Source organism: Bartonella sp. MM73XJBT.G (genome assembly GCF_028618435.1).
Taxonomy (GTDB): domain Bacteria; phylum Pseudomonadota; class Alphaproteobacteria; order Rhizobiales; family Rhizobiaceae; genus Bartonella.
The window spans coordinates 24,400-31,686 of sequence record NZ_JAQISW010000010.1; the positions used below are offsets into that span (position 1 = coordinate 24,400).

Consider the following 7,287-nt stretch of genomic DNA (forward strand, 5'->3'; position numbering starts at 1 on the left):
TGATCATCAATCTTTATTTTCCCCAAACATCCCAAGCCCCATGACCACAAAATCTCTCTTTATCCCCTCCACCCCTCTTCACAAACACGGGACTTTTGATTTTAATTGTGCAGTATGTCCCTCATGAATTGACTGCTAAAACATCATCTGATTGCTTGGCTCTTTAACCAATCGTCTCTTAAAGAAGTTTTTAAGGTGTCATTGGTTCCCTTAACGAATGATGATATTTCGTCAAAACTGCGAAAAATAGAGAAAAAAGAATATTCTTTTTAAAATAAAAGTGATTGAATATTCTCTCAAGCTTGTATAACTTTAGGTTTTCATAAAAGAAGATAGAGTATATTGAAGCTTTCCTCAAAAAATCTCTTATAAAAGAAAGTTAAAAGCACATGACATTAAAGTTTTATTCTCGTGGTCGTATTATAGGATTATTCCTCTCTCTCTTTACACTTTTTTTGTCTACTACCTTTTCCATGGCCGCAGAAAAATCAAAAATCAAACTTGGTATCATGGAAGGACACGAAGCCACTGTTTGGCAAGTCGCTGCGGAGCAAGCTAAAAACGCTGGTTTAGAAATTGAGCTTGTTTATTTTTCTGATTACACTTTGCCCAACGATGCTGTTAATGCAGGAGAGATTGATGCAAATGCTTTTCAGCACACGCCTTATCTTAAAAACCAAATGGAACAAAGGGGGTATAAACTTTCAATTGTAGGATACACGTTTATTACCCCAATTGGTGTCTATTCCCACAAAATTAAAGATTTAAAAGATCTGCGAGATGGTGCGCATGTAGGCATTCCTAATGATCCATCCAACGGTGGAAGAGCCCTCCTCCTTCTCAATTCTTTAGGTCTTATTCAATTAAAAGACCATCATAATATTCTTGCCTCTCCACTGGATATTATTGAAAATCCTAAAAACTTGCAAATTCGGGAACTCGATGCCGGCATGTTAGGGCGAGCTATCGATGATTTTGATATTGCCGTTATCAATACAAATTGGGCTTTGGTTTCTGGACTAGATTTGCAAAAAGATGTTGTTGCATGGGAAAAAGCAGAAAATAATCCCTATAACAATATCATTGTTGTGCGGACCAGTGACAAAGATGAACCATGGGTCAAAAAATTAGTTGCTGCCTACAATAGCGAGCCTGTTCGTGCAAAAATCAAAGAAATCTTTGGTCCAGCAGCACAAACATCTTGGTAATTATACCTCATATTTTCGTCGTTTTGCTAAACATTCTGGTAATTTTAAATGGAAAAAAACGCCCTCATTTCCTTAAAAAATGTCAGCCGTTGTTTTAACAAAACGGCGGGTAATCCAGCGGTTGATAACTTATCTCTTGATATTCATGCCGGTGAAATCCTTGGTATTATTGGTCGTAGTGGAGCAGGAAAATCAACACTTATTCGCTGTTTAAATGGATTAGAAAAAATTGATACAGGCTCTCTTTTTTTTGAAGGCGTCAATATTTCAAATCTATCAGAGACAGAATGGGCACCTTATCGTCAACGAATTGGAATGATTTTTCAACATTTCAATCTTCTTTCATCGCAAAAGGTGATTGATAACATTGCATTACCCCTCAAATTAACAGGAATAAACAAAACACAGCGCAACAAACGTGCCCTTGAGCTTATTGAATTGGTAGGATTATGTGGTAAAGAATATTGTTATCCAGCAGAATTATCTGGAGGGCAAAAACAGCGCGTTGGCATTGCCCGTGCGCTCGCTGCTAATCCTAAAATATTGTTATCAGATGAAGCAACCTCTGCTCTTGATCCTGAAACAACACAGTCTATTCTTGAACTTCTTGCCGATATTAACAACCGCCTCAATCTCACAATCGTGCTTATTACCCACGAAATGGAAGTGGTACGCACAATTGCACATCGCGTTGTTGTTCTCAATCAAGGACGTATTGTGGAAGAAGGACGTGTAAAGGATATTTTTACATCCCCACAAGAAGAAACAACCATTGCCATGCTTAAACTTGTTACGCCACAACTTCCTGAAAAATATGCACAAAATCTTAAACCCATCGGTCAAGAAGCTATTATCGAAATGAATATTGCCGGTGCAATTGCCCAACAACCTTTTCTCCATCTTCTGGAAGATGAAAGCGGTTTAAGAGCACGTATTCTCCACGGAGGGATCGATACAGTTCAAGGGGAAACCATCGGGCGTCTCTTCTTATGCCTTCCTGCTCAAGATCAAGAAGCTTTTAAAAAAGCCGTTCAATGGTTAACCGAAAAGGGACGATATTGTGAGGTGTTAGGTTATGTTTAATATTCTATCTCATGAACTTCCCAGGGCCCTTTTTGATACAATCTTGATGACGATGAGTGCTTCTTTGATGGCGCTTATTATAGGGCTTCCCCTAGGTCTTCTTCTTCATACAACAGCACGTGGCGGAATTTTTACTTCATCTCTTATCAATCGCCCTTTAAGCATCATCATTGACAGTATTCGTGCCATTCCCTTTATTATTCTTGCATTTTATCTTCTTCCCGTTACCCGTATCGTTGTAGGAAGAGGTGTAGGAATGCCTTCTGTTATTTTTGTTCTCACCATTTCAGCTATTCCTTTTTATGCGCGCATGGCCGAACTCTCTTTTAAAACCGTTGAAAACGGTCTCATTGAAGCGATCCGCTCTATGGGAGCAAGCCGTCTTCAAATCATCAGACATGTTCTTATTCCTGAAGCTCTTCCTAGCTTGATTACAGGTTTTACAGTCATGGTTATTTCTCTTATAGGAGCCACCTCACTTGCCGGATATCTTGGTGGAGGCGGTTTAGGAGACATGGCAATCCGCTACGGCTATCAACGCTATAATACCTTCATCATGACCATCGTCATCCTTCTTTTGATCATGCTCAATATTATAACCCAATGGACCTCTGATAAAATCGTACAAAAACTTGATAAAACGAAGCATTAAAAGACTGAGAATTTCACAGGCCAGCATTATCATCCTCTTTGCCACTTCTAAAGTGCAACACCTCGCCAATGAAACAACCCTTAGCAATCGAAAACGCTCATAAAAAAACAAGCACTTTTCTTTTTTCTTAAACGACCTTATCGACATAAGCTCCCATTTTGTAACCAAGTAAATAGTTTGATAGCTTCAATATAAAAGGAGATTAAATGAGAAGAGCTCTTACAACATTCAAAACTCTCTCTCACTATAAAATGATAAATGTCCATGTTAAATCACTCTATTGATCATGATTCAACCATAACACCCCATCAAAACAGTCAAGCAGACAGAACAATCCTCTATGACGAGAAGAGCTATAAAACCTCAGCCATAATTATACCTGATCTCTCTCAATGTATGATTGTTGTCTTCCAAAGTGTTTGATAAAAAACAAAAATATCTCACCACTCTATTGCTAGTCTACCCATGATTTTATGACATTATTTTATTTTCTTAAATAAGGTTTACCTGTCAATCAACATCTAGATCAAATGCAGCAGCACATTTTAAACACAGATCGAGTGGAATAAAAGTTCTAAAACACTGTTCCTACTTTTGTATGCCAAAGTGCAAGCGAGCGCATTGCGGATCTATCAAGAGTTCTAAAACGGGAAGAGCAATTAATTTTGGAAAAATATTAAAAGCGTAAAGAGGCAAACCAATTTTCATCCTTACCATTATTCTTTAGTTTAGCATTAAAGCTTTCAAAAGCGTTTAAAACAATAAATAATGGAGATTACACATTGCCTCACACTTTTCGTTTATCACGTCCTTTAATGGATCACAGCCTACTCGTAAAACATAAAGACCCTAAATAAAATAGATTTAGCTCACATATTCATATTGCTTGTTTGAAAAAAGATCAAAACTCCCACGTCCTTTTTGCAACAGTGTCCAAAATGGTATAATAGTCAATCTACTGAACCTCCATCTTTACACTTTATAAAAAAGTAAGCCAATACCATCAGACACTTTGCAAATAGCCAATGTAGCATCCCATCCCTTGATACTTGAGAAGATTCAAAGGCATACCTTTCTTGCACAGTTCCACTCCATACAGACTTCCCCGCTTTTAAACGTGCAAATGAGTGGTTTTAATTGTTTCAACATGGAAATAAGTTTAAAATGAGAAAATCTCACGATACTCTAGAGACGCGTATCAGGATAAATGATACGAGATTATCCTTATGAATCAATATATTCTTAATTTTATTATCGAAGATAAGTTTTAACAAAGTTATATAAAAATTTTTATCAAACAAAGCACTCAAATAATCTTAAGGATTGGAAAGTTTTTCCCCCATAACAGCAACAATAAGCCATTGAGCCGTAAGGGCTGGTTTTTTTAGCTGTTCCACTTCCACTGTAACCCCATAATGGAAGACTACGCGACCAGAAGGACGAATTTCTGCATCATCTAACACAAAACGCGCCCGTACCCGTGTTCCTGTCTTCACAGGACTCATAAAACGTATTTTATCAAAACCATAATTAATCCCCATTGTAGCCCCTTCTAACTCTGGAAGAGCCTCATAAGCAAGCGTAGACAAAAGCGATAACGTTAAAAATCCATGAGCAATCGTTCCCCCAAAAGGTGTCTTTTTAGCCCTTTCCTCATCAACGTGTATCCATTGGTGATCATCTGTAGCGCATGCAAATTGATTAATCATATCCTGTGTAACAAGACGCCACTGCGATAATCCCATTTCTTTTCCAATAAAAGTAGTGACATCTTGCACTGTGATTTTTTTCTGCATAACGCTATTCCTATTTTATTTATAAAAGCAACCATCCCCTTTGCTTTTATAAAACCCGTTGATTAGAGCATCAAGAATAAAAGATTAATTGTCTTAAAAACAAATACACCTTATGAATAAGGAAACTCTTTTCGTAGTATAGTTTTCAAATGGGAAAAAAGAATGACAAGCAATGTGAACCTAACAGGTTTAGCGCATGATTTGAAGCAACGTGCAGAAAACCATCCTCCCATCCGTATTGGACTGATTGGTTGTGGGGAGATGGGCACAGATTTATTATCAAGTATTGCGCAAATGGAGGGAATAACAGTTGCAGCTGTCGCCACGAGGACACCTTCACGTATTTTTGATGCTGCGACAATTGCTTACGGCGAAGAGGGACATGTCTGTGAAGTTGAAAATGCTCATGCCCTCACGCAAAGTATTGAAAAAGGTTTGATTGCAGCAACAGACGATATTGACCTTGTCTTGCGCCATGAACAAATTGATATTATTGTTGATGCAACCGGCTATCCTGAAGCGGGAGCGGAAATTGGCTTTAAAGCGCTTGAAAACAACAAACATCTTGTCATGATGAATGTTGAAGCCGATGTTACGATTGGCGTGTATCTGAAACATGAAGCAGAAAAACGCGGGCTTATTTATACCCTTGGTGCCGGAGATGAACCGACTTCATGTATGGAACTCATCGAGTTTGTTTCAGCTCTTGGGCATAAGATTGTTGCAGCGGGAAAGGGAAAAAATAATCCTCTATTCTTTGATGCCACACCTGATATTTATGAAGAAGAAGCATTACGGCGTAATATGAATGTGCGCATGTTGGTTGAATTTATTGATGGTTCCAAAACAATGGTTGAAATGGCAGCCATTGCCAATGCCACTGGACTTCTCCCCGATTGCCCAGGAATGCATGGCCCTCAAGCGGCCCTACAAGATTTAAACAAAGTCCTTATTCCAAAACAAGATGGCGGTATTTTGCAGCAATATGGTGTGGTGGATTATTCAATAGGTCAAGGTGTTTCTCCAGGTGTCTTTGTCATTGCAGAAATAACACACCCACGTTTACGCGAACGCATGGAAGATTTAAAAATTGGTCGGGGACCTTACTTCACCTTTCACCGCCCCTATCATCTCACAGCTATGGAAGTTCCCCTCACCTGTGCACGCGTGATGCTTTATGGCAAAAAAGATATGGTTCCTCTTAACCATCCCGTAGTAGAAGTCTGTGCTGTTGCTAAAAAAGATTTACACCCAGGCGATCCGTTAGATTTTATCGGTCTTTATACGTATCGTGCTTGGATCATGAATATTGCAGAAGCTCGCGCTCGCCAAGCCGTTCCTTGTGGTCTTTTAGAAAACGCAACTGTAACAGCTGAAATTAAAAAAAACGAACTCATTACAGTACATAATACAACTATTCGTGAAGATCAATGGATTGCTCGTCTTCGTGCCAAACAAGACCTTTTACTTCAAAAACTTCCCACTCATATATAAATCTATAATAAATCCCCCCGCTATTACTTTAAAATTCATCTTATTGTTATCATTTTTCTTACTGCATGAATGCCCTGAATACAGGGATATTTTTTTATTTTATCCCTTGTTATGCAATATTTCTGAATAACCTTCATATCAAAGCATGCAGATAATCTTAAAAGACTAATAAAGCGAGGTAAAAGTGCTCGTCTTATAACGATGAAATAACCATAAACTATAAAAAATCAGTTCTCAGGTATATAGTGTGCCACTAAAGCTGTCAATCCTGCCACAGATGCAAGAGCAGTTACAAATTCCCCAATACATATAGAAGCAACAAGTCCCACAACACATGCCCCTCCCAACAAGACAGCACAGCCTTTGCCTATGTCAAATTCAAACCCAGAAAAGAGACTACCTTTTTTTTTCCCATGATCTTTTCCAGGATCTTTTCCAGGATTTTTCCCTACTATACCTTTCACAAAAGATAATCCATTTTGTCCTTCAACATCATGGATAACAGCCTTATCTACCGCTTCAGTAACGATTCTTTTTTCCAGTGTTGCAACAATTTTTTCTAATGTTGAACTAATTCCCACTTCTTGAAAGTGATTTTGTACAAAACCTGCATTCCCCTCCACAGTTTGTACAAAAAAAAGCATAAATAGTGTAAAAATAAATGAACACACACGATTTTCAAATATTTTAAGCATAGCTTTCTTTGCTCCTATTTTTATTTACTAAAAAGTAATGCAATAAAAGTAAAATAATATTCTCATGCATAATAAAATAAAATTTGTATATAATTTTTCTTAATATAAACACCAAGAGAATATTACATAGAAGCGTGTATCACATTATGTGTTACATGTAAATACATAATTTAAATATTAAATATTATATAATAGATTTTTATAAATGATTTTAATTACAAAAATTAAAAAAAACTATAATATTAAAACAATTGGTATAAAAATAATAACTTTATATTATTATAATAAGCGAAAAAATTGTATATTTCTTATTTTATAATTTATAATAAATAATATTGATAATATTTTATATAAATAAA

General features: G+C 37.0%; 7 protein-coding genes. 5 read left to right on the forward strand and 2 right to left on the reverse strand.

From position 1 onward, the window contains the following. Positions 1-389: 389 nt before the first annotated feature. The 4 genes from PVV59_RS06420 (at position 390) to PVV59_RS06435 (ending at position 3,366) form a co-directional block, all read left to right on the forward strand. Positions 390-1,208, forward strand: coding sequence for a MetQ/NlpA family ABC transporter substrate-binding protein (locus PVV59_RS06420; RefSeq protein ID WP_273755343.1), 819 nt, complete (start codon positions 390-392; stop codon positions 1,206-1,208). Positions 1,209-1,256: 48 nt separating this feature from the next. Continuing rightward, positions 1,257-2,291 carry a methionine ABC transporter ATP-binding protein gene (locus PVV59_RS06425; protein WP_273755344.1) on the forward strand — a complete coding sequence of 345 codons (1,035 nt, stop codon included), beginning with the start codon at positions 1,257-1,259 and terminating at the stop codon, positions 2,289-2,291. Then, positions 2,284-2,943: a methionine ABC transporter permease gene (locus PVV59_RS06430; RefSeq protein WP_273755345.1), complete on the forward strand. Its 660-nt coding sequence runs from the start codon at positions 2,284-2,286 to the stop codon at positions 2,941-2,943. Before PVV59_RS06425 ends, PVV59_RS06430 begins: the two co-directional genes overlap by 8 nt. Positions 2,944-3,207: 264 nt before the next feature. Continuing rightward, positions 3,208-3,366, forward strand: coding sequence for a hypothetical protein (locus tag PVV59_RS06435; RefSeq protein ID WP_273755346.1), 159 nt, complete (start codon positions 3,208-3,210; stop codon positions 3,364-3,366). Between the two features lie 893 nt (positions 3,367-4,259). Here the strand turns inward: PVV59_RS06435 and PVV59_RS06440 are convergent. Then, positions 4,260-4,739 carry a MaoC family dehydratase gene (locus PVV59_RS06440; protein ID WP_120122653.1) on the reverse strand — a complete coding sequence of 160 codons (480 nt, stop codon included), beginning with the start codon at positions 4,737-4,739 and terminating at the stop codon, positions 4,260-4,262. Between the two features lie 162 nt (positions 4,740-4,901). On the opposite strand from PVV59_RS06440, the gene PVV59_RS06445 reads away from it, so the two are divergent. Next, a complete protein-coding gene (locus PVV59_RS06445; RefSeq protein WP_273755347.1) occupies positions 4,902-6,233 on the forward strand; it encodes an NAD(P)H-dependent oxidoreductase in 1,332 nt (443 codons plus the stop codon). Positions 6,234-6,460: 227 nt separating this feature from the next. Here the strand turns inward: PVV59_RS06445 and PVV59_RS06450 are convergent, their stop codons facing one another. Next, entirely contained in the window at positions 6,461-6,928 is a 468-nt protein-coding gene (locus PVV59_RS06450; protein ID WP_273755348.1) for a hypothetical protein, read from the reverse strand. Between the last annotated feature and the right edge of the window lie 359 nt (positions 6,929-7,287).